This window comes from Rhizobium sp. NLR10b (assembly GCF_019685435.1).
Classification (GTDB): Bacteria; Pseudomonadota; Alphaproteobacteria; order Rhizobiales; family Rhizobiaceae; genus Rhizobium.
On sequence record NZ_JABDWV010000012.1, the window covers coordinates 38,087 to 61,873 of the forward strand.

Here is a 23,787-nt window from a genome sequence, read left to right on the forward strand (position 1 = left end):
CCTCACTGGAATTCGAAAATCTGCCGGAAGACGCCCGGGGCGATGATCGACAGCGGATTGATCTGCAGGTTCGGCTGGTCGAACTTGCCGGTGAGTTTGAAGGTGATGCCGATCAGGCCGCGATCGCTGCCGTTCCCGAGGATGACGCCGATCAGCGGCAGTTCGGCAAAGAGGCGATTGAGGCCATAGGCCGGCATGAAGGTTCCGGTCATGTCCATATTGCCCTTGCGGTCGCGGACCACGCCCTGGAAGGTCGCGCCGATCTGGTCGCCACGCAGCACGCCGTTCTCGATACCGACCATGCCATTGCGCGAGACGATGCGGGCAAAGCCGCGCTGGAAGCGTTGCGACGAGGTATCGATGTCGCGTTTGACCGCCTCATTGAGGCTGCGCTGCTCGTTGCCGACAGGTGTTGAGACGATGGAATGCAGGCGCTGTTCGTTGACGATCGAGAAGCGGCGCACATCGAGCGAGCCGTCCCATCCGCCCTGCGGCGAAAGCCGGATCGCCAGGTTGAGCAGGCCGCCCTGCATGTGCTGATAGAGATCGGCAAAACGCGACACCGCACCGGCATCGCCGCTGGTGATATTGATGACGCCGCCGTCCTTCATCTGGCTGACAACGGCCTCGCCGCTGTCCGTGATGCCGGAAAAATTCAGCGTCTGCAGCTTGTCGCCGCGCAGCGACACCTGCGCCTGGAAATTGCCGACCTTCTCATCATTGAAGCCGACGACATTTTTCAGTCTGGCGCGCACCGACACCCCGGTGTTGTCGTTGTCGCCGTCCTCGCCGCCCTCCGAGCCCGATTTCAATCGCGCGATGACCGGCCGCGCATCGGCGCTGTCGCCCGAAACGGAGACGTCGAAATTACCCTTGCTGCGCTTGACCGACAGAGCGAAATCGTCGAGCGAGGAGAGCCGCACGCTGTCGAAATCCGCGGAGACAAGGCCGGCCTTACCGACAACAAGCGATCCGCTGGCGCCGAAGCCGTCGCCCTTCAGCCGGAAATTCTTGATCTCAGTATTCTCGGGCGGGCCGGACATCTCGAATTCCGCGGAGGCGGCAATGCCGCTGCCTTTCGACCAGCCGATCCAGGGCAGGTCGAGCATCGATTTGGTGAGGTCGAGCTGAACGTCTTGCCGGTCGTCGTCGATCCGCGTCATCACCATCTTCAGGTTGCCCCTGACGATATCGGAAAGCCCGGGCATCACCTTGCTGCGCTGCTCATCAGAGAGCGTGGCCGTGATCACGCGCTGCCGCTCAACGCCGGACGACGCCTCGACCGGCTCGGTCAGGTCGATGTCGGCGGGAATGCCGTCGATCTCACCCTTGGCGTCGAGCGTAATCTGCTTCGGATCGCCATTCAGCATGCCGCTGACATTGCTGATCGTGCGGCCGGAAAACGGCTTGGCAAGATCGACGTCAGCGAGCTTCATGGCGGCCTTCCACTCAGCCGGCGGCGGGTTTTGTGACGACAGCAGTCCGAAATGCGCCTTCACATTCGCGTCGATGTGCCCCTTGAAATCGTCGGGCGTAAAGCCGGCGCGCTGCAGCACCCGGATCGGCTTGTAGGTCAGGAGCTCGCCTATGGCGTCCGCCGCACCCGACACCGCCAGGTCGATATCGGCCATGAGCGGTTTGTCGTAGGCGGACGGTATGACGAACGTTCCCTGCCCGAGGTCGACTGACCGGCCGGAGGGGAAATAGGACACGCCGCTCTTGATCGAAATCGTTGCAACGGGACCGGTCAGGTCGAAATGCGCCGCCGTATCGCGGACCGGCGGAATGTCGCCGGCAACGTTCATCCGCGCGCCGGCAATATCGAAGCCGATGCGGATCTGACTGGCATCGAGCTTCAATCCTTTGCCGCCGGCTGCCTCGTCGAGCCGACCGAAGGGGATGAAGACGGAGATGGCGGCGTCAGTGACGGTGCCGCCAAAGAGATTGCCGTGAACCCATGTGCGCACCTTCGGCGCCATCCAGAACGGCCACAGCTGCTTGATCGCCGTCGTCTGCAGCTCTCTGGATTGGCCGGCAAAGCTGATTTCCGGCGATTTGTCGCCGAGCCTGACGTGCAACGCCCCGTAAAGCGCGCCGAGCGGGCTGGAGACGGTCATGTTGGGAAACAGGAATTCCCGGCCGGCGACCAGATAGCGTCCGGTCGCCTGGATGTCGAAGGCAACAGGCTGTTCGCCGGAACTGCTCGGGGCGGCGGTGCCGCCGCTGACCAGCAGATCGATACCGAAGCCCTTGCCGGCTTTAGGATCGAGTTTGTCGAGATCGATCAGCGCGCCGTTAAGGGGCAGTATGGTCGCGCCAAACCGGGCGTTCGACCGAGCGATCTCCAGCGTCTGCTTGGCGAAATCGTAGGTGAGATTGATTTGCCCGCCCGACAGTTCCTGCGGATCGCCGTCCGCATAGATCAGACCAGGATCGACGTCGATCGTCGCCGCGAGCGCCGGCTCGACGCTATCGCGCGCCCTGGTCGCCGACACGGTCAGATCGGCAAAGGCACTGAGCCCCTGCCGTATCGCACCCTGATCGTTGCGTTTCAGCGCAAACGGCGTCAGGTTCGCATGCGTGAGCGTCGCCATCACCTTCGACACCTGGCCGTCTTCCTTCTCGGCCAGCACGTCGAGTTCCGCCACCTCGCCGTTAAGCGCCACCTCGCCTCTCAACTGCAGCGAGGATGGCCCGGCATGAGCGAACACCAGATTGTCGACGACGAGCGACAGCGGGCCATTCGCCGTATCGGCAAGCTTGATGTCAATGCCGGAGATGCGCACGGAATTCGTCGAGCCGCGCGTCACGATGCTGTCGAACATGTCGAGTTGCTCGAAGATCGTCTCCATCGTCGCCGGCATGGCGTCGATGCGCAGATCGTCAAGCTTGACCGGGTTGCCGGAGGGCAGAAGCGCGGTGTCGAGCGCGATATCCTCCGCTTCGATATCCGCGACGGCGATACGGCCGCGGAAAAGCTGCAGCGGATCGAGGCCCAGGCGCACCGAACCCGTCGTCGACAGGTGCTGGCCGCTTTTCTGGTCGATCATGTTGACGTTGCGCGCTTCCAGCGCCAGCCGGAAGTCGGAGGTGAAACGGATAACGGTGGAGCCGACTTCGGCGCGGTAACGCGGTCCCGCCACGCCATCAAGCGCCGCCTGCGCCTGCTGAGACAGCGGCTTGTCGAACATGCCGCTTTCGATGGTGAACACGATGGCAGCAATGATGAGGAGAATCAGTGCGAGAAAAACTGACGTCAGCTTCGCCGTCCGGCGCATCGGCGAACGCGGCGGCGGGCAATGAACGATGATCGGATCCTCGGCCTGAGCGGACGGCAAGCGGTCCAGCGCAACGATATCCTTCTTGCGAAACGTGACCTTTTCGCCGCGGATGGCTGACATGCGCCTTCGGGCTCTCCCATAAATCGAAGAATTGAACCCGGCCATGCTGGACGGGTTTCCGTCCACTATATAATTCGGGGACGGAGAGTGTCATCCATAAACCCGGCAAAAGAAAGGTTTTCCCAATGGCGGTTCCCGGCATCGGTGCCCTGGCCCCCGACTTCAATCTCCCCCGCGATGGCGGCGGCCGTGTGTCGCTTTCGGATTTTCACGGCAGGCCGCTCGTTATCTTCTTCTACCCCAAGGACGACACGACGGGCTGCACGGCCGAATCGCTGGCTTTCACAGCGCTGGCGCCGGAGTTTGAAGCAGCAGGTGCTGCCGTTGTCGGCATGTCGCCCGATTCGGCAGCCTGCCATGACAAGTTCATCAAAAAGCATCGTCTTTCGGTCGCGCTCGCCTCGGATGAGGACAAGACGACGCTGCAGGCCTATGGCGTCTGGAAGGAAAAGAGCATGTACGGCCGCAACTTCATGGGCGTCGAACGCACGACTTTCCTTATCCGCCAGGATGGCACGATCGCGACAATCTGGCAGAAGGTGAAAGTACAGGGCCATGCCGAGACCGTCCTCGAGGCCGTCAGGAATCTGGCCGCGTGACCGGTGATCTCGCGATAAGCTCGCTGCGCGGCGGCGCTATCGACGCCATCCGCTCGGCCGACCTCGACCGCAAGACCGCCCTTGCGCAGGAAAGCGCCACCCGCTGGTTCGCCCGCCGGGTGTCGCTGCGATCACCGCTCGACGGAGCCCTGCCGGAGAGGCCTGGCCGGCCCGAGAAACCGGTGCTGACACCGCCGACCCACGTGGAGAAACGCTCGCTGCACACGCTGAAAGGCCGCATTGCCCTCCTCCATGCCATCGCCCATATCGAGCTCAACGCCGTCGATCTCGCGCTCGATATCGTCGCGCGATTCGCGACTGAGCCGGTGCCGAATTCCTTCTTCGACGGCTGGATGCAGGTCGCCTTCGAGGAGGCGAAGCATTTCCGCATGGTGCGCGCCCGCCTCAACGATCTCGGCGCCGATTACGGCGATCTTCCCGCCCATGACGGGCTGTGGCAGGCGGCCCATTCGACACGCAACGACCTGACGGCAAGGCTCGCCGTCGTGCCACTGATTCTCGAAGCCCGCGGTCTCGACGTCACGCCATCGCTGCAGGCGAAGATGCGTGAGACCGGCGATCTCGAAAGCGCTGCGGTGCTTGATGTCATCTACAACGACGAGAAAGGTCACGTCGCCGTCGGCGCCAAATGGTTTCGCTTCCTCTGTGCGCGGGAGAAGCGCGATCCGGCGAAGGCCTTTCAGGAACTGGTGCGCGCCAATTTCCGCGGGCCGCTGAAGCCGCCTTTCAACGATCTCGCCCGCGCCGAGGCCGGGCTGACGCCATCCTTCTACCGCTCCCTGGCATCGATCAGCCATGCGTGAGAACATTCCGGTGAGGACGCTGTAGCACCTGGAATTGATGCACCATTTCGACCCGCATAACGGCAGAGTAAGCGTTCATTAACCATAAACGTGTCTAATTTTCCGAAAGAGGCGTAGAGCATCAATCGGGAGAGCCTGCGTGAACGGCGGACATCAGCACCGGGTATTCGGCAGGCGGGCGCAGGAGCATATTCTCATCCTGGCAAGCGGTGACAAGGTCCGCCACATGACGGTCCGGCCGTGGATGGCCGCCCTCGCATTCTGCTTCGTCGGCGTCTTTTCCATCGGCTATCTCCTGGCGACCTCTTATCTCGTGCTGCGCGACGACCTGATCGGCGCCACCATGGCGCGCCAGGCCCGCATGCAGCACGACTATGAGGACCGCATCGCCGCCCTTCGCGCCCAGGTCGATCGCATCACCTCCCGCCAGCTTCTCGATCAGCAGGTGGTGGAAGACAAGGTCGACAAGCTGATGGAGCAGCAGATGGCGCTCACCTCTCGCCACGGCAAGCTCGACAACCTGCTCGACCGTGCCGAAAGCTCCGGGCTCACGGACAAGGACAGCGCGCCGTCTTCGCCTGCGCAATCCTATGCCCCCGCCATCAAGGACAAGCGCGCTTCGCTCGGCGAAAGCGGCATCGAGGCGATCGAGAAACAGCTGGCAGGCGGCGCACCAGCCGACGCCACTCCCGACAATACGACCCTCGCCTACGTCCCGGCCACCGAGACGGTCGGCGACCGCGCCGACCGCATCTTCTCCAAGGTGACGCTGTCGCTGAAGGATGTCGAACAGGACCAGCGCAACCGCGTCGAGCAGCTGACGAGCGACGCCGGCAACGCTGCCAACGCCATCGAGAGCGTGCTGACCCGGTTCAAGATCGCCATGCCCGAGACCGCTGCCAAGCAGGACTTGGATGACAGCGCCGTCGGCGGCCCCTATGTCGAGCCGGAGAGCAATGACGATTTCAACAATTCGCTGATCGCTCTCGACGGCGCACTGACACGGCTCGAAGCTGTACGCAGCACCGCCGAATCCCTGCCCTTCCGCAACCCCGCCGTCGGCAAGGAAATGACCAGCCCCTTCGGCAACCGCCGGGACCCTTTCCTCGGCCGCCTGGCGCTGCATTCCGGCATAGACTTCCGCTTTTCGCCGGGCGAAATGATCCGCCCGACGGCGCCGGGCAAGGTGATATCAGCCGGCTGGACAGGCGGTTACGGAAATATGGTCGAGATCGATCACGGCAACGGCATCTCGACGCGTTACGGCCACATGTCCCAGGTCCTGGTCACGGCCGGCGATACTGTCGACCGCAACGACGTCATCGGCCTTGCCGGCAGCACCGGCCGCTCGACTGGCACGCATTTGCATTATGAAGTGCGCCAGAACGGCCATGCGGTCGATCCAGTATATTTCATGAATGCAGGCCTTAAACTCGCCACCTATATCAAGTAATACCCGCCTGGTAACCAAAGCTTCACTCTGCACGGGGTGCGGCCTCTGTATTTCTTGACTTGCCGGCCATTCGGGGCTATGTCGCGCTGCATTGCGGCATGCAATCCCGCCGACTCGTTCAGAGCTCGGCCGAACCGGAACGGAAACTGTTTTCCCTTTGACGACATTCGCTGACCTTGGCTTGAGCCAAAAAGTGCTATCCGCTGTCACAGACGCGGGCTATACGATCCCCACACCTATCCAGGCGGGGGCTATTCCCTTTGCGCTCGAGCGTCGCGACATTTGCGGCATCGCGCAGACGGGCACCGGCAAAACGGCATCTTTTGTCCTGCCGATGCTGTCGCTTCTTGAAAAGGGCCGCGCCCGCGCCCGCATGCCCCGCACGCTGATCCTCGAGCCGACGCGCGAACTCGCCGCCCAGGTTGCCGAGAATTTCGAGAAATACGGCAAGAACCACCGCCTCAACGTCGCCCTCCTGATCGGCGGCGTTTCCTTCGAGGACCAGGATCGCAAGCTCGAGCGCGGCGCCGACGTTCTGATCTGCACGCCCGGCCGCCTGCTCGACCATTTCGAGCGCGGCAAGCTCTTGATGAGCGGCGTCGAAATCCTCGTCATCGACGAAGCCGACCGCATGCTCGACATGGGCTTCATTCCCGATATCGAGCGCATCGCCAAGCTCATCCCCTTCACCCGCCAGACGCTGTTCTTCTCGGCGACCATGCCGCCGGAGATCCAGAAGCTGGCCGACCGGTTCCTGCAGAACCCGGAGCGCATCGAAGTGGCAAAGCCCGCTTCGGCCGCAAAGACCGTGACGCAGCGCTTCGTCGCCTCGCACAGCAAGGATTACGAGAAACGCGCGATTCTGCGTGAACTCGTCCGTGCACAGACTGAGCTCAAGAACGCCATCATCTTCTGCAACCGCAAGAAGGATGTCGCCGATCTCTTCCGTTCGCTCGAACGCCACGGCTTCAACGTCGGGGCGTTGCATGGCGACATGGACCAGCGTTCCCGCACGACGATGCTGCAGAATTTCCGTGACGGCAACCTCCAGCTGTTGGTGGCCTCCGACGTTGCCGCCCGCGGTCTCGACATTCCCGATGTCAGCCATGTCTTCAATTTCGACGTGCCGATCCACTCCGAGGACTATGTCCACCGGATCGGCCGCACCGGCCGCGCTGGCCGCTCCGGTGCCGCCTTCACTCTCGTCACCAAGCGCGACACGAAATTCGTCGACGCGATCGAGAAGCTGATCGGCGAAAATGTCGAATGGTTGAATGGCGACCTGAACTCGCTGCCACCGGCGGAAGAAGGCAAGGACAGCGACCGTCCGCGCCGCAACGGACGCGAACGTGGCGACAAGGATCGCGGGCGCGGACGCGGCAGGCACAGTGCTGCGAGTCATAAATCTGATAACGACATACAGGATAGTGACGTCCAAGTGATCGCAGCAGCACCAGCAAAGGCCGAAGTCGTGAAGAACGAGCGCAAAGCAGAGCAGAAGCCGCAAAACAATGCGCGCAACAATCGGCCCTATCCGGCAAATGACGACAGCCGCGATCGCCGCCGTCATCGCGATCACGACGACGGGCCGACCCCGGTCGGTTTCGGCGACGATATCCCCGCCTTCATGCTGATCGCCGGCAGCGCCAAGGTCTGAGCATCCCATGGGTAGGCCTGGCGTCGACTTCCCGGGCCTTGGGGTAGGTTTGGTGATTCTGCGCCAGGGCAGGATCCTTCTCTATAGGCGCATACGCCCGCCTGAAGCCGGCTACTGGAACATCGTCGGCGGCAAGGTCGATCACATGGAGCCGGCTGAAGAAGCTGCGCGCCGCGAGGCCGAAGAAGAAACCGGCCTCACGATCGGCGGGATTGAGCGCATCGGCATGACCGAACAAATCATCGATGCCGACCGCCAGCACTGGATCTCCATCCTGTATCTCGCGCGCGACGTCGATGGCGAGCCGCAATTGACCGAGCCGGACAAGCTTTCGGATTTCGGCTGGTTTCCCTTGACTGATTTGCCCGAGCCGCTGTCAGCCTTCACCAAGGCGGCGATCGCTGCCTTGCCGCGAGGCTTGAGCTTTCCGGGTTAGATTGAAGCATTCTGCCGGAGCACGGAAAAGCTCTAGCCCGCTCAACCTTCGGCGCGAAGCGCCGCCTCATAGGCAAGCCGCACCCACTTCGCCATCAGATCGGGATCGTCGTAGGCTTCTTCGGGGATTGACCAGTAGGGCATTTTCACCGGCTTGCCCTTCTTGCCTTCATAGGCCCATTGCGTGGCGCCGGCGGCAGCAAATTCCGGAGCGCTCGTCTCATCGGCTTTCAGCAGCATCTCGTCGCGCACTTCGACGGCAACGATGCGCCCGAGATGATAAATGCCCTTGCCGCCAAACATGCGCTTGATCGTGACGGGGCCGAGCCCCTGAAACATTTCCTCGATCCCGGCATTATCCATTCTCTGTTTCCTCGCATACCTGCCAGCCGGATTACAGCGTGTGATAATCCCGGTTCATATAGATGAGCGCCGGGTGCTTCTCGCTGAAGCGGACGGCGGCAACCTCACCAAAGATGACATTGTGCGTCGGCATTTCCTTGATGTCGGTCACCCGGCAATCGAAGGCGGCAAGCGCATCGGCAAGAACGGGCGCGCCGGTGACGAGCGTGTCGAAACGGGCGCTGGCGAAGCGCTCGTCATTGGCAATCGCGGTGCGCCCGGAGAAAGCGTCGGCGACGGCCTGATGGTGGGCGCCGAGCGTGTTGAGCACGAAGATGCCGCTGCGGAAAAAGATCTCGTTTTTCGGATTGGTGTTGTTGAGGCAGATCAGCACCGAAGCCGGATTGTCCGAGACCGAGCAGGCGGCAGTGATGGTGACGCCGCGGCGCAGACCTTCCATCGCCGTCGTCACGAGCTGCACATGACCGGCATAACGGCTCATGGCATCGCGATAAAGGCCGGGATCGATATGCTGTCTGTTCAACACCTGCTTCTCCCATGCACGTTCATCTGCCTGGATCATCTTGCTAGAGCATATCGCCGAAAAGCGTGCGGCGGTTTTGCGACAACGACATGCGTAAAAACAAAGACGTAAAGCTCGAGGAGCGAATCTGAAAGGTCGCCATGCGCTTTATCGCGCCAATATGGCGAGCATCGGTTACCTTTTCTACAATAGGACCGGTGAAAAGCGCTGGGTTCCGCTTGTTTTTCTTTGACGATTGCGGCCTTGCGGATAAAAGGGCATGGACGATGGCTAGGGATCTTCGCCTTTCATGATCAACCTGCGTGGCATAGCAGCCTTTCTGACGCTGCTCGGAACGGCGGCGCAAGGCCATGCGGCCGGTGTGACGATCGGCGTCGTCGCCCCGCAGGGCGGGCCGCTCGGCCTGCTAGGCGCGCAGATCGCCGCCGGCGCCGGTTTCGAGATCCAGCAATCCGGCAATACGCTCGTCGCCGTCAACGAGACCTGCGAGGACAATAGCGGCGCGGCGGTTGCCGATGCGCTCGTCAGTGCCAGGGTGCAGATTGCCGTCGGTTTTCTCTGCAGTGAGACGCTGGAGGGCGCACTGCCGAAGCTGAAGGACGCCAATATTCCGGCGATCACCGTTTCGGCGCGTTCGCGCATCCTGATGGAGGATGCGCTGAAAAACGGCTGGCCACTCTTCCGCTTGGCACCTGCCGATGGCACTGAGGCGGCAAAGATCATCGAGGTGATCCTCAAGGACTGGGCCGCCGACCCGATCGCGCTGATCGAGGACGGCACCATTCATGGCCGCGAACTGACGGAAGCCGTGCGCAATGCGCTCGAGCAGAACGGCCTGAAGCCGGTTTTCACCGATACCTACCGGCCGGGACAGGAGCAGCAGATCGCCCTCGTGCGCCGACTGAAACGGGCCGGCGCCACCAGGGTCTTCGTCGGCGGCGATCGCAACGATGTCGCCGTCATCGCCCGCGACGCCAAGGCGGAAAACATTCCGCTGTCGATCCTCGGCGGCGATGCCATGCGCGCCGCCGATCAGCCGCTGCCTCTCACTCCCGGCGTGCGTGCGGTCGCCCTACCCGAATATGCGCTTTCGCCCGAAGGCGCGCCGGCGGCCGACGCGCTGCGCGCCAAGGGCACCGAGCCGGAAGGTTATGTCCTGCCATCCCTGGCGGCCGCGCTGATTGCCGGCCGGGCGGCCGAAGCCGCCGCTGCCGCCGGCAAGCCGCTGCGGGAAACCCTTGTCGGCGCTACATTCCAGACACCGATCGGCGCCGTCGCCTTCACCGGCGCGCATGAACTTTCGCAAAACCCCTACCGGCTGCTTGAATGGCGGGGCAATGGCTTTTTTCCACCTGCTGCGCCGACGCAATGAGCGGCCGCCAGCACTGAATTCCGGCGCCGTGCGCAGATGGCGCCCCTACGGGAGTAAGACTTGATGAAGCTGCCCATTCGCATTGCCCCTTCGATCCTCGCGGCGGATTTCGCCAGGCTCGGCGAGGAGGTGCGCGACGTCACGGCCGCCGGCGCCGACTGGATCCACCTCGACGTGATGGATGGACATTTCGTGCCGAACATCTCCTTCGGTCCCGATGTCATCAAGTCGCTGCGTTCCTACACACCAGCCACTTTCGACTGCCATCTGATGATCTCTCCGGTCGATGACTATCTCGAAGCCTTCGCCAAGGCCGGCTGCGACCGCATCACCGTCCATGCCGAATCCGGGCCACATCTGCACCGCTCGCTGCAGACGATCCGCAATCTCGGTAAGAAGGTCGGCGTGACGATCAATCCGGCGACGCCGCTGAGCGCCATCGAGAACGTGCTCGACGACGTCGACCTCATCCTCATCATGTCGGTCAATCCCGGTTTCGGCGGACAGAAATTCATTCCCGCGATGACGGCCAAGATCGCCGCGGCAAGGTCTCTGATCGGTGACCGGCCGATCGAACTCGAGGTTGACGGCGGCGTCACCGTGGAAACGGCGCCTGATATCGCGCGCGCCGGCGGCAACGTCCTCGTCGCCGGCTCGGCAATTTTCAAGGGTGGTACGGTCGACAACTATCGCAAGACCGTCGCCGAATTGCGTCAGGCAGCCGAAGGGGCACGTACATGACGAAGCGTCTGATCTTTGGCGGCATGCTAGCAGCAGTCGCCGGCCTGCCTGGCTTGTCACTGGCCGGAGACATTGCCAGCATCCAGCCGATCGGTTTTTCCGCCGACGGCAAGGTTTTCGCATTTCAGGAATTCGGCATCAAGGAGAACAGCAAGACTCCCTATTCGGAAACCTATTTCATCGATACCGACAGCGGCCAATATCTCGAAGGCACCCCCTTTCGTACCGAACTGACGGATAAGAACGCCAATCTTTCCAAGGCCCGCCGCCAGAACCTGACGGCGGCGCGCAGCCAGATGGATAAGTACGACCTTCTGACAAATCCGGGTCTGATTGCCGCCTTCAACCCGCCAACCGAGCTCGGCTCGCCCTCGAAGACGCTTCGCTACACCACACTCGCAATCGATGGGCCGCCGAAAACGCCCTATACGCTCTCACTCGGCGAGATGCCGGTGCCGACGCCGAAGGAATGCGCGACAGTCGATAAGCGGGTCCTTGGTTTCAGCCTGCAGATGATCGAGAAGGAAGGTGTCCCGAACCGTCAGGCAGCGCGGCAGGCAACGATTGTTCCAGCCGAGCGGACATGCTCGGTCGAATTCAGGATCGGCGGCGCGGTGGTCTACCAGCCGGAAGGCGGAAATCAAATTCACATTGCGCTGGTCCTCGCCTTCGATGCTGAAAGGAACGGACGCTGGATCGCCGTTCCGGTCCATCCCTGAGCATGGATCGCCCCAGGATGGATCGTCTAAGGGCGGCAAAGCCGCCCTCCTCCGATCTCTTTGCCGGCGCATTGCTCTGGGGCGTGCAGATGCTGGCCGCCGCCATGCTCGGCCTTTACCTCCGCAACGGCCTCGAGACGAGCCGGCTCGCCGAGGTGGCGGCACTCTATTTTCTCGGCGGCCTGCTCTCCTGGCCCTTCGCCCTGCCGGTCGCTCGCTTTTGTGCCTTTAACAGGCCACCGGAAGCGCGCTTCGCCGCCTTTTTCGTGACGCTGACGGCAGCCACGATCCTGATGACCGCCTTCCTGTTCGCCATGGAATACCGGATCTTCTATTCGCGCTGGCACGCGCCCTTCGGCAGCATCGCCTGGGCCTTCCAGTTCGTCTTCACCGGCATCAGTGCCGTCTACCAGTTCCTGGTGATCGGCCTTCGCCTTTTCCTGCCGCTCGGCCTCGCCTGCCTTGTCGTCAGCAGCTATCATCTCGCCAAACGCATGCGTTGAGATTACCGCCCGTCTTTGCTAAAGGGGCGCTAGCTCGATGCAGCAATTTCAGCAAAAGTGCCCAGCGGTTTTGCTAGGCAAAGCGCGAAGCGGTTTTGCCGGGAATTGCGTCTTAGACGTTCAAACCTCTCGAAGTGAAGGCAGCCGCCCATGATCCCGCGTTACTCCCGGCCCGAAATGGTCGCCATCTGGTCTCCCGAAACCAAGTTCCGCATCTGGTTCGAGATCGAGGCGCATGCCTGCGACGCGCTAGCCGAACTCGGCGTCATCCCGAAATCGGCGGCAAGGACCATCTGGGAAAAAGGCGGCGCGGCCACCTTCGACGTCGCCCGCATCGACGAGATCGAGGCCGTCACCAAGCATGACGTCATCGCCTTCCTCACCCACCTCGCCGAGATCGTCGGCCCGGATGCGCGCTTCGTCCACCAGGGCATGACCTCGTCCGACGTGCTCGACACCTGCTTCAACGTCCAGCTGGTGCGTGCCACCGACATCCTTATCTCCGATCTCGACCGGCTGCTCGCAGCGCTGAAAACCCGGGCCTTCGAACACAAGGACACGGTCACTATCGGCCGCTCGCACGGCATCCATGCCGAGCCGACCACCTTCGGCGTCAAGCTAGCGCTTGCCTATGCCGAATTCGAGCGCTGCCGCCAGCGCCTCGTCGCCGCCCGCGAGGAAGTCGCGACCTGCGCCATCTCGGGCGCCGTCGGCACCTTCGCCAACATCGATCCGCGCGTCGAGGAACATGTCGCCGAAGCGCTCGGCCTGAAGGCCGAGCCGGTGTCGACCCAGGTCATCCCGCGCGACCGCCACGCCATGTATTTCGCCACCCTCGGCGTCGTCGCCTCCTCGATCGAGCGTCTGGCGACCGAGATCCGCCACCTGCAGCGCACCGAGGTGCTGGAGGCCGAGGAATACTTCTCGCCCGGCCAGAAGGGCTCCTCGGCGATGCCGCACAAGCGTAACCCGGTGCTAACCGAAAACCTCACCGGCCTCGCCCGCATGGTCCGGTCCTACGCCGTGCCGGCCATGGAAAACGTCGCCCTCTGGCACGAGCGCGATATCTCCCATTCCTCGGTCGAACGCATGATCGGTCCCGACGCGACGGTCACCCTCGACTTCGCCCTCTCCCGCCTCGCCGGCGTCATCGAAAAGCTGCTGGTCTACCCGGAGAACATGGAGAAGAACCTCAACAAGTTCCGCGGCCTCGTCCACTCCCAGCGTGTTCTCCTTGCACTGACCCAGGCCGGTGTTTCCCGCGAGGATGCTTACCGCCTCGTCCAGCGCAACGCCATGAAGGTCTGGGAACAGGGCAAGGATTTCCTGGAAGAGCTGCTGGCTGATGCCGAGGTCAGGGCTGCGTTGTCCGAAGAGGATATTCGGGAGAAGTTCGACCTTGGGTATCACACCAAGCATGTCGATACGATCTTCCGCCGCGTCTTCGGCAACGCTTGAGTGGGCTGCAACGATATGACGGCGTCTTTCAGGCGTCGTCAGGCTGTTGACAAACCACTGCGAGACTCGCGACGTCATCCTCGGCCTTGTGCCGAGGAACTGCGCTGACCCAATAAGTGGCTGAAATTCCCGTTAGGAAATTGCAGAGGTAAGATGCTCGGCGCAAGGCCGAGCATGACTGAGGAGATTTTTCCAACAAACTGACGGTCCTTCAGGGCGTCGTTTTCAATTGTGCCTTGTTATTTTTGTGATTGCAGAATGGATGATGGTCAGCTTTTCTCAAGTGGCCGTTGTTTCTGCTTCAATGCTTTGGCATTGACAGAGCGTTTGCGCGCCTGCGCTTTTTTCGGCGGCGGCGTCGCTTGCGCGATCTCGGTCGTTTGGCAGGCCTCCGTCTGCCCCCGTCCCTTGGCCGCCTTGGCGACCAGTTCGTCCAGATGTTTCAGCTCTTCCTCGTCGAGATTTTCGATGCCGATGAAGCGGTTCTCCGCATGGCTTGTCAGAATGATTTCGTTGAGCTTGGCCTGGATCGCCCGGGTGTCGCGCGTCTGGGCGTTCTGCAGCACGAAGACCATCAGGAAGGTGATGATCGTCGTGCCCGTGTTGATGATGAGCTGCCAGGTTTCCGAATAGTTGAAGAAGGGGCCGAGCACGGCCCAGATGATGACGACGCTCAGGGCCAGGATGAAGATGACGGGCTTACCCGCCCATTCCGATATCTTGGTTGCGAAGCGGGCGAACAGATGCTTCATCGTCACCTCTGAAATCGAAGTCCATGCTAAAAACGCCGTGGCAGGTTCGTATGTTCCCCCGGGACCCCGGTCTGGGCTGAGGTCCCGGGAGAAGCCGTGATCATACGGCTTCGCGAGCGACCAGCTTGCGGTAGAGATGCCAGGTCGCATGGCCGAGGATTGGGATGACGAGCGCGAGCCCGGCAAAGACCGGGATCGTGCCGATGACGAGAAGTGCGGCGACGATCAGGCCCCAGAGCAGTACCGGCACCGGATTGGCGATCGTCGCGCGGATCGAGGTCACGACGGCGGCAACCGCTCCGACGTCACGATCGAGCAGAAGCGGAAAGGTGATGACCGATATGGCCAGCACAACAAGCGCGAAGACAAAACCGATGAGATTGCCCCAGATGATCAGTTGCAGGCCCTCGGCCGTGCCGAAGACCTGGCGGCTGAAATCCGCCATGGTGCGCGGAAACACGTCGCCAAGAAGATTGGTGTACAGCGTCTGCGCCGTCACAAGCCACACGACGAACAGGCCAAAGAGCATCAGCCCGACCGCGATGATCGACGGCAGCGCCGGCGAACGGCGCACCTCGAGCGCATGCGTCCATGAGGTGTCGAGGCCTTCCTCCCGGCGGCGGCTGATCTCATATAGGCCGATCGCCGCGATCGGACCGATCAGCACGAAGCCGGACATCAGCGGAAAGACCATCGGCAGAAGGTTGGCGCCGGAGGTCCACAGCGTCAGGAAGATGCCGGCGATCGGATACATCAGGCACAGGAACACGTAGTGCGAAGGCTTTTCACTGAAATCGTCGAGCCCGCGCTTCAGCGCATCGAAAACATCGGCGATGCCGATGCGGTTGACCACGGGCCAAACAAAATTTTCGCTGGCACCCGTCATGACATGAAATGCCGCCATGGCTTTCTCCTCCTCAGCCGAGACTTGGTCGGCCGCGGACATGCATCGGCGGATAAGCCGATACGAAATCCGCAACCGGCACTGGAGCAACATAACAAACTTCAGCGCCCGTGTCGCTCCCTTGCCGCCCCCTCTTGACATCTTGGTCAAGCCTTCTCACATCGGCGGCACTATGAAAGCCTCAGACGCAGATATTCTCATCATCCCCGGCTACACCAATTCCGGCCCCAGCCATTGGCAGAGCCGCTGGCAGGCGAAGCTCAGCACGGCGCGGCGCGTCGAACAGGCCGAATGGACGAAGCCGGTCCGCGAGGACTGGATCGCCCGCATCGCCGAAGAGGTGAACGCCTCGACCCGCCCGGTCGTGCTCGTCGCCCATTCGCTCGGCGTGCCCTCGGCAATCCATGCCATCCCGCATTTCCGAAAGCGGGTGGCAGGCGCTTTCCTTGTCGCTCCGCCTGAAGTCACCAATCCAGACATTCGCCCCAAGCACCTGATGACCTTCGGCCCCTATCCGCGTGACCCGCTGCCCTTCCCTTCGATCACCGTCGCCAGCCGCAACGATCCGTTCGGCAGCTACGACCATGCTGACGATATCGCCAGCAGTTGGGGTTCCTTCCTCGTCGATGCCGGCGAGGCGGGGCATATCAATGCTGATTCCGGGCATGGCCCGTGGCCCGAAGGAACAATGGTCTTCGCCCAGTTCCTCAGTCGCCTTTCTGCCTGATTTGGAAAACCCGGCCCTCGCCTTTTCAGCGACCGCTTTCTAAGCCTTTCTTAATAGAAAGCCCGCAGACTGCGCCGAGATGAAATCAGCGAGAATGCCCGTGAAGAAAGCCCGCCCGGAGGCCGATGAACCGCATGGCGATCTCGCAGCGGCTGAGGCCGGCGTCGGCAACGGGTCAACCGACGGTTCCGATCTGGCTGAGCGCGAGAGCCGCTGGAACCATGCGCTTGTTGGTTCCGGCCTCGGCGTATGGGATCACAATTACCGTCTCGACCGGAAATATTATTCGCCGACGTGGAAAACCATCCGCGGAATGGCGCCGGACGAGGACGTCGCCGGCGACTATGAGGCCTGGTTGCAACTCGTCCATCCCGACGACCGCGACTTCGTTGCTCATGCGATCGAGCGGCAGAATGCCGGCGATCCGGCCTATCAGATCTTCCAATATCGTGAACGCCACAGGGACGGCCATTGGGTCTGGATCGATTGCCGTGGTGCCTGCGTCGAATGGGATGAGAACGGGGTCCCGACGCGCATCGTCGGAACGGATACAGATATCACCGCCCGCAAGGAAGCCGAGGAGACGCTGTCGCGTCTGTCGCGCCGGCTCGACCTGGCGCTGGAAGTTTCCCGCATCGGCGTCTTCGAGGCCGATATCGAAAATGACGTCGTCGAATGGGACGATCGCCTGATTGCCATCTACGGCTTGCAGGGTGCGGCGCGCAAGATCGGCGCCGACGCCTGGGCCAAAAGCCTGCATCCGGACGACCGTGAGCGCGTGCTCGGCCTCGCCGATCGCAGCGTCGAAAGCGGCAGCGACTTTCAGCAGGAATACCGCATCATCCGCGGCGACGGCGTCGAACGGATCATCCGTGCCCGCTCGGCCTTCTTCGTCGACGGCAACGGCCAACGCAAGCTGATCGGCGCCAATTGGGACGTCACCGAGGAGGTCGCGCTTCGCAACGAGCTGCAGCGCGCCAAGGAACTGGCGGAAGCCCGCAACCGCGAACTCGAAGCCGTCAAGGAAAACATCGAGCACCTGGCATTGCACGATTACCTCACCGGCCTGCCCAACCGCCGTTATCTCGACAAGATGCTGGACGACCGCGCGGCGGAATGCCGGGCCAGCGGTCTTGCTCTGGCGGTTCTGCATATCGATCTCGATCGCTTCAAGCAGATCAACGATACCCTCGGCCATCGGGCGGGCGACGCCATGCTGCAGCACGCCGCAAATGTGCTCAGACATTCGGTCCGCGCCGCCGATTTTGTCGCGCGTATCGGCGGTGATGAATTTGTCGTCCTCTGCGCCGTCGATGCTGCATCGAAGAAGATCGCCAGCCTGGCCGAACGCCTGATCCGCGAATTGCGCCGGCCCGTCAGATACGAGGGGCATGACTGCCGTTTCGGCGCCAGCATCGGCATCGCGGTCAATGGCGGCACCAAGCTCGACGCCAAGCAGACGCTGCTCGACGCCGACATCGCGCTCTATCGCGCCAAAGGGCTCGGCCGAAATCGCTTCGAATTCTTCTCGGCATCGGCCCGCAACGATATCGTCTCGGCCAAGCAACTCGCCGACGAAATCCTGATCGGCCTGGAGCGCAATGAATTCGTGCCGTTCTATCAATTGCAATTCGACGCCCGCACGCTCGATGTCACGGGCGTCGAGACGCTCGCCCGGTGGCAACACCCCGTACACGGCCTGCTGACGCCAGATCGCTTTCTCGATATCGCAGAGGATCTCGACGTCGTTTCGACGATCGACGCCCTGATCCTGGAGCGCGCGCTGGCAGACCGCCGTACCTGGATCAAGGATGGGCTGTCGATCCCGAAAATATCGGTCAACGTTTCCGCCCGCCGGCTGACCGATCCCGACCTCGGCAAGAAGCTGCGCGCCTTGAAAATCGAACCCGGCGCCATCGCCTTCGAACTGCTGGAATCGATCTCGCTCGACGATTGCGACGAGGCGGTGGCCGCCAATTTGAAAAAGCTGCGCAAGCTCGGCATCGACATCCATATCGACGACTTCGGTACCGGCCACGCCTCGATCGTCAGCCTTCTGCGCCTGAGCCCGAACACGCTGAAGATTGATCGCGAGCTGATCCGCATGCTGCCGCAATCTGCCGAGCAGCGTAAACTCGTTGGCTCCATCATCGATATCGGCCGCTCGCTCAATATTCTCGTCATCGCTGAGGGCGTCGAAACGGCGGATCATGTGCGCATTCTGGAGCAACTCGGCTGCGACACGCTGCAGGGCTATGCGCTCGCCCGGCCGATGCCGGCCATACAGATCCCCTCCTTCATCCGCGCCGGAAGCTGGCGCCATCTGACCGCCGCGCGCGGCTTGCAGACGCATCTTCTCCGCGCGACGCCAAGCAGAACCGCCAAATAAAACCTGTATATGCGGCCCGCCATTTCGCCTTCATTCCACCGTAGAGAAAAAGCGGCTAGAGTCGTAAAGCGAATTCATTCGATTCTCTTCGCGCTATTCCGTAAAATCCGGAAACAGGGCCATGAAAACCGGCAGCCGGGGCCACGAAATCCGGAAACCGGGGCCACGAAATCCGGAAACCGGGGAAGGAGCGACAGGCGGATTGTGAAACACTCTCTTTTCCTTTAAGGGGACGCCACGAGATCGATCCACTCGCGCTATCCCAAGAGCGCCAACAACAGAGAATGACCAAGATGAACCGTCGCCGCCGTATCTACGAGGGCAAGGCAAAGATTCTGTATGAGGGTCCGGAGCCGGGCACTTTGATCCAGTTCTTCAAGGACGATGCCACCGCCTTCAACAAGAAGAAACATGAAGTCATCGACGGCAAGGGTGTCCTGAACAACCGCATTTCCGAATATATCTTCAGCCATCTGAACAAGATCGGCATTCCCACCCATTTCATCCGCCGGCTCAACATGCGCGAGCAGCTGATCAGGGAAGTGGAGATGATCCCGCTGGAGATCGTCGTGCGCAATGTCGCCGCCGGTTCTCTCGCCAAACGCCTCGGCATCGAGGAAGGCGTCGTTTTGCCCCGCTCGATCATCGAATTCTATTACAAGTCCGACGCGCTCGACGATCCGATGGTCTCCGAAGAGCACATCACCGCCTTCGGCTGGGCCAATCCGGCCGAGCTCGACGACATCATGGCGCTCGCCATCCGCGTCAACGATTTCATGACCGGCCTCTTCCTCGGCGTCGGCATCCAGCTCGTCGATTTCAAGATCGAATGCGGCCGCCTCTTCGAAGGCGATCTGATGCGCATCATCCTCGCCGACGAGATCTCGCCGGACAGCTGCCGGCTCTGGGACATCGAAACCCGCGAGAAGATGGACAAAGACCGCTTCCGCCGCGACCTCGGCGGGTTGCTCGAAGCCTACTCCGAAGTCGCTCGCCGTCTCGGCATCATCAATGAAAATGAGCCTGTGCGCGGCACCGGCCCCGTTTTGGTTAAATAAAAATTCGTCTGGTCAAGTAAGGCAGGAAAGACAAAGTGATCAAGGCTCGTGTCACCGTCACGCTGAAAAACGGCGTTCTCGATCCGCAGGGCAAGGCCATCGAAGGCGCGCTCGGCGCCCTCGGCTTTTCGGGCGTCGGCCATGTAAGGCAGGGCAAGGTCTTCGACCTGGAGCTCGAAGGCGCCGACAAGGCCATGGCCGAGGCAGACCTCAAGGCGATGTGCGAAAAACTGCTCGCCAACACGGTCATCGAGAACTACGCGATCGCAATCGACTGACCATTGCTGACCTGCCCGTCAACCGGCGGGTCTTATGGATTGAGCGTCATGCTGAAGGCAAAGCTGGAGACGGAAGTCTCGAAATTCATGAGCTATGTTTTGCGCCATGCGCCGGATGCCGCAGGCTTGACGCTTGATGCCGAGGGTTGGGTATCGTTCGATGATCTCGAAAGGGTGCTGACGTCGAAATACGGCATCTCCCGCGCCGATATCGTCGAGATCATCGACAACAGTCCGAAGAAACGCTTCACGCTTGTTGATAACAGGATTCGCGCCAACCAGGGCCACAGTGTCGAGGTCGATCTGGGATTGACCCCGGTTGAACCGCCGGCAGTTCTCTTTCACGGCACGTCACTCACGAACTGGCCGTCGATCAAGCGCGAAGGCCTGAAGAAGATGGAGCGGCACCACGTCCATCTGTCGGCTGACATCGATACGGCGAAAATAGTCGCCGTGCGCCGCAAGGGCGACTATATCATTCTGCGTGTCGACGCAGCCGCCATGTTTTCAGAAGGCCATTCTTTCTTTGTCGCGGACAATGGAGTATGGCTCGCCGAGAGCGTTCCAGTCCAATATCTTTCGCGAAATGCGGGGACTCTATGAAATCAGCCGTCGTTCAACTTCCGGGCCTCAACCGCGATCGCGACATGATCGCAGCTCTCACCAAGATCTCGGGTCACCAACCGGTGACGATCTGGCAGACGGAGACGGAAATCCCTGACGTTGACCTGATCGTCATCCCCGGCGGCTTCTCCTATGGCGATTATCTGCGCTGCGGCGCGATCGCCGCCCGCATGCCGGTCATGCAGGCGATCATCGACAAGGCTGCAAGGGGCGTGAAGGTCCTCGGCGTCTGCAACGGATTCCAGATCCTCGTCGAAGCGGGCCTGCTGCCTGGCGCGCTGATGCGCAACGCCTCGCTGAAATTCGTCTGCCGCGAGATCAAGCTCGAAGTCGTCAATGCCGAGACGGATTTCACCCGCGCCTACGCGCAAGGGCAGGTCATCCGTTGCCCTGTCGCCCACCACGACGGCAATTATTTTGCCGACGAAGCGACGCTGGCGAAGATCGAGGGCAATGGTCAGGTGCTGTTCCGTTATGCCGAGGGCACCAATCCGAACGGTTCGATCAACGACATTGCCGGCGTGATGAACGAAAAGGGCAATGTGCTCGGCATGATGCCGCATCCGGAAAACCTGATCGAGACCGCCCATGGCGGTTCGGATGGCCGAGGCCTCTTCGCCTCGGCGCTCGACGTCGTCGCCGCCTGACCCCACCTCAGCCATGCCGCCCGTAGGCGCGCCGCGGGCAACGGCATGTAACTCAGAAGACTTTCATCCGGATCACTGGAGCAAGATCAATGCGCCCTCGCCTCACCGTCGCAAACACCGCTTTGTTGACTGCTCTGGCAACCATTGTGGCGGCCTGCCAGTCGCCGGCACCGGCAGCAGGTCCAAACCGGGCGGCGTTGCCGACGATGGAGCGCGTAGCGCTCGGCGCCAATGCCTGCTGGTTCAAATCGGGCGATCCGGCCTTTGCAGCCTATAAGCTCGCTCCGGAACTCAATTCCTTCTCCGGTCGGCCGCGTATCCTGCTCGTCCACAAGGGCAGCCCGGAAAGCCGGCCGCTGCTCGTCGTCCAGGCCGAGGGAAGCCCTGCCCATCTGCAGGCCTTTGGTCCGATGATGCAGGAGCCTGTCGCCGGCCGCATCGCCGCCGACGTCAACCGCTGGTCCGGCGGCAACAGGGCCTGCAATTGATCGCTGTGATCATCCGCAGCGTCAGTCCCAGAAAAATGACTTGCTGATTTCGCGTGCGGCTTCGGACTGCGATACCCCGATGTCCTTGAGTCCCGCCGCCGAAAGCTCCCTGAGCGCGCGGCGGCCCTCCCGCTTCTGATGCCAGAGACGAATGGCAGCCCAGATCCATCCCAGACGCGTCGTCGCCTCGGCAGGCGGACTGGGAAGGATGACGCGCCGGTCCTCATAAGAGACAATCGGCACAATTGGCGTATTGATTTCGGGCAATGCAGACATTCCAGGAATCCTCTCGGCTCGTCCTTGGAATTGACTCTTAATCTTGACAGGGACATGGTGACAATATAGCAATTGTCACCATGACAAATTGGCTTCCAGATCTTTCCCGCGGCTCCGGGCCGGTCTATCTCCGGCTTGCCGACAGCATCGAATCCGCCATTGCGAGCGGCGCCCTGCCCGCCGGCAGCAAACTGCCGCCGCAGCGCAATCTTGCCTATGATATCGGCGTGACGATCGGCACGATCGGCCGCGCCTATGCGCTGGTGCACGAGCGCGGCCTGGTTGCCGGCGAGGTTGGCCGCGGCACCTATGTGCTGAACCGTGCCGAGACGCCGCCCGGTGAACAAGCCGATCCAGTGGCCGTCTCGCTCGGCGGCACTCGCTTTCAGGACGCGCCTGCCGACAAGATCCGTTTCGATACGACAGCCGCCCCCGACCTCGGCCAGGGCAAGATCATCTCAGCCATCCTCGCCGAGATCGGCGAACAGCATCTCACCGAGATTTCCTCCTATTCCCGAAGTTTTCCGCGCAACTGGTTCGAGGCGGGCCGCCGCTGGCTTGCCCGCAGCGGCTGGACGCCGGAAGTCGAAAACATCGTGCCGACGCTCGGCGCCCATGCCGCGGCGGTCGCCGTTATTGCCGCTGTCTCGGCGCCGGGCGACAAGATCGTTTTCGAAAATCTGACCTACACCCAGGTCAGCCGCAGCGCCCGCCTTCTCGGCCGCCGCACGGTAACGGTCGCATCCGACGAATTCGGCGTCATTCCCGATGATTTCGAACGGCTCTGCCAGCAGCAGCATCCGAAGATCGCCTTCCTGATGCCGACTGTCCACAATCCGACAGTGACGATCATGCCCCATGAGCGGCGCGCGGCAATTGCCGCAATCGCCCGAAAGCACAGCGTCTGGCTGATCGAGGACGACCTCTACGGCGGCATGGCCGACGATGAGACGCCGCTCATCGCCTCCCTTGCGCCCGACCGCACCTTTCTGGTCAACGGCCTGTCGAAATCAGTCGCCGCCGGTGTGCGCGGCGGCTGGGTCGCCTGCCCGCCGCATTTTGCCCAGCGCATCAAGGTGACGCACAGGATGGTCACTGGCGGCTTGCCTTTCATCCTGGCAGAGACCTGTGCCCGCCTGGTCGAAAGCGGCCGGGCGCACGACATCCGCAAGGAGGTTATCGGGGAACTCTCCCGGCGCGCCCATCTCGCCCGCGAACATCTGCAGGGTTTCGACTTCGCGTCGCATCCGCATGCGCCCTTCCTCTGGCTGAAATTGCCGGAGCCCTGGATGTCCGGCACCTTCAAGAATGCCGCCTTTCGCGACGGCGTGCTGGTCGATGACGAAGACGAGTTCAAGGCGGCCCGCGGCGAGAAAACCTACTACCGCATTCGCATCGGCTTCTCCTCACCCAAAACAGGCCAGGAATTGACCGCAGGCCTGATGATCCTGCGCCGGCTGCTGGAAAATGGCGGTTCCGCCTATGACGGCGAAATATGATCTGTTGCAAATGCACGCCATAATTTCGAAAAAACGCACACGCCTGACGAGAGCGCTTTACCGCCTCGCCCCCCGTGCTACCTCTTTGTTATTCCCG

24 protein-coding genes are annotated in these 23,787 nt (G+C 61.8%); 18 read left to right on the top strand and 6 right to left on the bottom strand.

What is annotated here, in order from left to right; all coding sequences use genetic code 11:
* Window positions 1-2 precede the first annotated feature (2 nt).
* A complete protein-coding gene (locus HJB91_RS19975) occupies window positions 3-3,401 on the bottom strand; it encodes an AsmA-like C-terminal domain-containing protein (protein ID WP_221155782.1) in 3,399 nt (1,132 codons plus the stop codon).
* 125 nt (window positions 3,402-3,526) lie between these two features.
* Between HJB91_RS19975 and HJB91_RS19980 the strand changes: the two genes are divergently transcribed.
* The 5 genes from HJB91_RS19980 to HJB91_RS20000 all read left to right on the top strand — a co-directional run bounded on the left by HJB91_RS19980 (window position 3,527) and on the right by HJB91_RS20000 (window position 8,370).
* Window positions 3,527-4,000, top strand: a complete 474-nt coding sequence (locus HJB91_RS19980; protein WP_210631178.1) for a peroxiredoxin — start codon at window positions 3,527-3,529, stop codon at window positions 3,998-4,000.
* Entirely contained in the window at window positions 3,997-4,824 is an 828-nt protein-coding gene (locus HJB91_RS19985) for a ferritin-like domain-containing protein (RefSeq protein WP_221147774.1), read from the top strand. Before HJB91_RS19980 ends, HJB91_RS19985 begins: the two co-directional genes overlap by 4 nt.
* Window positions 4,825-4,963: 139 nt before the next feature.
* Complete coding sequence (locus HJB91_RS19990; protein ID WP_221155783.1) at window positions 4,964-6,277, top strand: M23 family metallopeptidase; 1,314 nt, start codon at window positions 4,964-4,966, stop codon at window positions 6,275-6,277.
* Window positions 6,278-6,434: 157 nt separating this feature from the next.
* Window positions 6,435-7,934 (top strand): DEAD/DEAH box helicase, encoded by a 1,500-nt coding sequence (locus HJB91_RS19995; protein ID WP_221147776.1) that lies wholly within the window; start codon window positions 6,435-6,437, stop codon window positions 7,932-7,934.
* Window positions 7,935-7,941: 7 nt separating this feature from the next.
* Complete coding sequence (locus HJB91_RS20000) at window positions 7,942-8,370, top strand: NUDIX domain-containing protein (protein ID WP_221155784.1); 429 nt, start codon at window positions 7,942-7,944, stop codon at window positions 8,368-8,370.
* A 41-nt stretch (window positions 8,371-8,411) separates the two neighbouring features.
* Here HJB91_RS20000 and HJB91_RS20005 read toward each other — a convergent pair whose 3' ends face one another.
* Window positions 8,412-8,732 carry a TfoX/Sxy family protein gene (locus tag HJB91_RS20005; protein ID WP_038689192.1) on the bottom strand — a complete coding sequence of 107 codons (321 nt, stop codon included), beginning with the start codon at window positions 8,730-8,732 and terminating at the stop codon, window positions 8,412-8,414.
* Window positions 8,733-8,763: 31 nt separating this feature from the next.
* On the bottom strand, window positions 8,764-9,258 hold the full coding sequence (locus HJB91_RS20010) for a flavin reductase (protein WP_210631173.1): 495 nt from the start codon (window positions 9,256-9,258) through the stop codon (window positions 8,764-8,766).
* 286 nt (window positions 9,259-9,544) lie between these two features.
* Here HJB91_RS20010 and HJB91_RS20015 point away from each other — a divergent pair, with 286 nt between their 5' ends.
* From HJB91_RS20015 to purB, 5 genes are all read left to right on the top strand, one after another.
* Window positions 9,545-10,627, top strand: a complete 1,083-nt coding sequence (locus HJB91_RS20015; protein ID WP_221147635.1) for an ABC transporter substrate-binding protein — start codon at window positions 9,545-9,547, stop codon at window positions 10,625-10,627.
* A 63-nt stretch (window positions 10,628-10,690) separates the two neighbouring features.
* Complete coding sequence (gene rpe / locus HJB91_RS20020) at window positions 10,691-11,368, top strand: ribulose-phosphate 3-epimerase (protein WP_210631171.1); 678 nt, start codon at window positions 10,691-10,693, stop codon at window positions 11,366-11,368.
* Complete coding sequence (locus HJB91_RS20025; protein ID WP_210631170.1) at window positions 11,365-12,087, top strand: DUF2259 domain-containing protein; 723 nt, start codon at window positions 11,365-11,367, stop codon at window positions 12,085-12,087. The genes rpe and HJB91_RS20025 overlap by 4 nt, the downstream gene beginning before the upstream one ends.
* Before the next feature lie 17 nt (window positions 12,088-12,104).
* Complete coding sequence (locus HJB91_RS20030) at window positions 12,105-12,590, top strand: hypothetical protein (protein WP_210631169.1); 486 nt, start codon at window positions 12,105-12,107, stop codon at window positions 12,588-12,590.
* Window positions 12,591-12,740: 150 nt separating this feature from the next.
* On the top strand, window positions 12,741-14,048 hold the full coding sequence (gene purB, locus HJB91_RS20035; RefSeq protein ID WP_221155785.1) for an adenylosuccinate lyase: 1,308 nt from the start codon (window positions 12,741-12,743) through the stop codon (window positions 14,046-14,048).
* A gap of 269 nt (window positions 14,049-14,317) precedes the next feature.
* Here purB and HJB91_RS20040 read toward each other — a convergent pair whose 3' ends face one another.
* Window positions 14,318-14,800 carry a low affinity iron permease family protein gene (locus HJB91_RS20040; RefSeq protein WP_221155786.1) on the bottom strand — a complete coding sequence of 161 codons (483 nt, stop codon included), beginning with the start codon at window positions 14,798-14,800 and terminating at the stop codon, window positions 14,318-14,320.
* A gap of 100 nt (window positions 14,801-14,900) precedes the next feature.
* The gene (locus HJB91_RS20045) at window positions 14,901-15,704 is read right to left on the bottom strand and encodes a DUF2189 domain-containing protein (RefSeq protein ID WP_210631166.1); all 804 of its coding nucleotides are present in this window, start codon (window positions 15,702-15,704) and stop codon (window positions 14,901-14,903) included.
* Window positions 15,705-15,876: 172 nt separating this feature from the next.
* Here HJB91_RS20045 and HJB91_RS20050 point away from each other — a divergent pair, with 172 nt between their 5' ends.
* The 7 genes from HJB91_RS20050 (at window position 15,877) to HJB91_RS20080 (ending at window position 21,915) form a co-directional block, all read left to right on the top strand.
* Window positions 15,877-16,431, top strand: coding sequence for an alpha/beta hydrolase (locus tag HJB91_RS20050; protein ID WP_210631165.1), 555 nt, complete (start codon window positions 15,877-15,879; stop codon window positions 16,429-16,431).
* Between the two features lie 94 nt (window positions 16,432-16,525).
* Window positions 16,526-18,820, top strand: coding sequence for a bifunctional diguanylate cyclase/phosphodiesterase (locus HJB91_RS20055; protein WP_221155787.1), 2,295 nt, complete (start codon window positions 16,526-16,528; stop codon window positions 18,818-18,820).
* Between the two features lie 293 nt (window positions 18,821-19,113).
* On the top strand, window positions 19,114-19,878 hold the full coding sequence (gene purC, locus HJB91_RS20060) for a phosphoribosylaminoimidazolesuccinocarboxamide synthase (protein ID WP_085780082.1): 765 nt from the start codon (window positions 19,114-19,116) through the stop codon (window positions 19,876-19,878).
* 35 nt (window positions 19,879-19,913) lie between these two features.
* A complete protein-coding gene (gene purS / locus HJB91_RS20065) occupies window positions 19,914-20,156 on the top strand; it encodes a phosphoribosylformylglycinamidine synthase subunit PurS (RefSeq protein WP_011425539.1) in 243 nt (80 codons plus the stop codon).
* 48 nt (window positions 20,157-20,204) lie between these two features.
* Window positions 20,205-20,759: an RNA 2'-phosphotransferase gene (locus tag HJB91_RS20070; RefSeq protein ID WP_210631163.1), complete on the top strand. Its 555-nt coding sequence runs from the start codon at window positions 20,205-20,207 to the stop codon at window positions 20,757-20,759.
* Complete coding sequence (gene purQ / locus HJB91_RS20075; protein WP_221124335.1) at window positions 20,756-21,427, top strand: phosphoribosylformylglycinamidine synthase subunit PurQ; 672 nt, start codon at window positions 20,756-20,758, stop codon at window positions 21,425-21,427. Before HJB91_RS20070 ends, purQ begins: the two co-directional genes overlap by 4 nt.
* Window positions 21,428-21,516: 89 nt before the next feature.
* A complete protein-coding gene (locus HJB91_RS20080) occupies window positions 21,517-21,915 on the top strand; it encodes a hypothetical protein (protein ID WP_210631161.1) in 399 nt (132 codons plus the stop codon).
* Window positions 21,916-21,936: 21 nt separating this feature from the next.
* Here the strand turns inward: HJB91_RS20080 and HJB91_RS20085 are convergent, their stop codons facing one another.
* Window positions 21,937-22,191, bottom strand: coding sequence for a DUF1127 domain-containing protein (locus HJB91_RS20085; RefSeq protein WP_221147631.1), 255 nt, complete (start codon window positions 22,189-22,191; stop codon window positions 21,937-21,939).
* Between the two features lie 80 nt (window positions 22,192-22,271).
* Between HJB91_RS20085 and HJB91_RS20090 the strand changes: the two genes are divergently transcribed.
* Window positions 22,272-23,690 (top strand): PLP-dependent aminotransferase family protein, encoded by a 1,419-nt coding sequence (locus HJB91_RS20090; protein ID WP_210631159.1) that lies wholly within the window; start codon window positions 22,272-22,274, stop codon window positions 23,688-23,690.
* Window positions 23,691-23,787 lie beyond the last annotated feature (97 nt).

Bases quoted from the DNA above. Each gene is read 5' to 3' on its own strand.
- HJB91_RS19975 (WP_221155782.1), bottom strand. From the start codon at position 3,401: ATGTCAGCCATCCGCGGCGAAAAGGTCACGTTTCGCAAGAAGGATATC.
- HJB91_RS19980 (WP_210631178.1), top strand. From the start codon at position 3,527: ATGGCGGTTCCCGGCATCGGTGCCCTGGCCCCCGACTTCAATCTCCCC.
- HJB91_RS20000 (WP_221155784.1), top strand. From the start codon at position 7,942: ATGGGTAGGCCTGGCGTCGACTTCCCGGGCCTTGGGGTAGGTTTGGTG.
- HJB91_RS20005 (WP_038689192.1), bottom strand. From the start codon at position 8,732: ATGGATAATGCCGGGATCGAGGAAATGTTTCAGGGGCTCGGCCCCGTC.
- HJB91_RS20015 (WP_221147635.1), top strand. From the start codon at position 9,545: ATGATCAACCTGCGTGGCATAGCAGCCTTTCTGACGCTGCTCGGAACG.
- rpe (WP_210631171.1), top strand. From the start codon at position 10,691: ATGAAGCTGCCCATTCGCATTGCCCCTTCGATCCTCGCGGCGGATTTC.
- HJB91_RS20025 (WP_210631170.1), top strand. From the start codon at position 11,365: ATGACGAAGCGTCTGATCTTTGGCGGCATGCTAGCAGCAGTCGCCGGC.
- HJB91_RS20030 (WP_210631169.1), top strand. From the start codon at position 12,105: ATGGATCGTCTAAGGGCGGCAAAGCCGCCCTCCTCCGATCTCTTTGCC.
- purB (WP_221155785.1), top strand. From the start codon at position 12,741: ATGATCCCGCGTTACTCCCGGCCCGAAATGGTCGCCATCTGGTCTCCC.
- HJB91_RS20040 (WP_221155786.1), bottom strand. From the start codon at position 14,800: ATGAAGCATCTGTTCGCCCGCTTCGCAACCAAGATATCGGAATGGGCG.
- HJB91_RS20045 (WP_210631166.1), bottom strand. From the start codon at position 15,704: ATGGCGGCATTTCATGTCATGACGGGTGCCAGCGAAAATTTTGTTTGG.
- HJB91_RS20050 (WP_210631165.1), top strand. From the start codon at position 15,877: ATGAAAGCCTCAGACGCAGATATTCTCATCATCCCCGGCTACACCAAT.
- HJB91_RS20055 (WP_221155787.1), top strand. From the start codon at position 16,526: ATGCCCGTGAAGAAAGCCCGCCCGGAGGCCGATGAACCGCATGGCGAT.
- purC (WP_085780082.1), top strand. From the start codon at position 19,114: ATGAACCGTCGCCGCCGTATCTACGAGGGCAAGGCAAAGATTCTGTAT.
- HJB91_RS20070 (WP_210631163.1), top strand. From the start codon at position 20,205: ATGCTGAAGGCAAAGCTGGAGACGGAAGTCTCGAAATTCATGAGCTAT.
- purQ (WP_221124335.1), top strand. From the start codon at position 20,756: ATGAAATCAGCCGTCGTTCAACTTCCGGGCCTCAACCGCGATCGCGAC.
- HJB91_RS20080 (WP_210631161.1), top strand. From the start codon at position 21,517: ATGCGCCCTCGCCTCACCGTCGCAAACACCGCTTTGTTGACTGCTCTG.
- HJB91_RS20085 (WP_221147631.1), bottom strand. From the start codon at position 22,191: ATGTCTGCATTGCCCGAAATCAATACGCCAATTGTGCCGATTGTCTCT.
- HJB91_RS20090 (WP_210631159.1), top strand. From the start codon at position 22,272: ATGACAAATTGGCTTCCAGATCTTTCCCGCGGCTCCGGGCCGGTCTAT.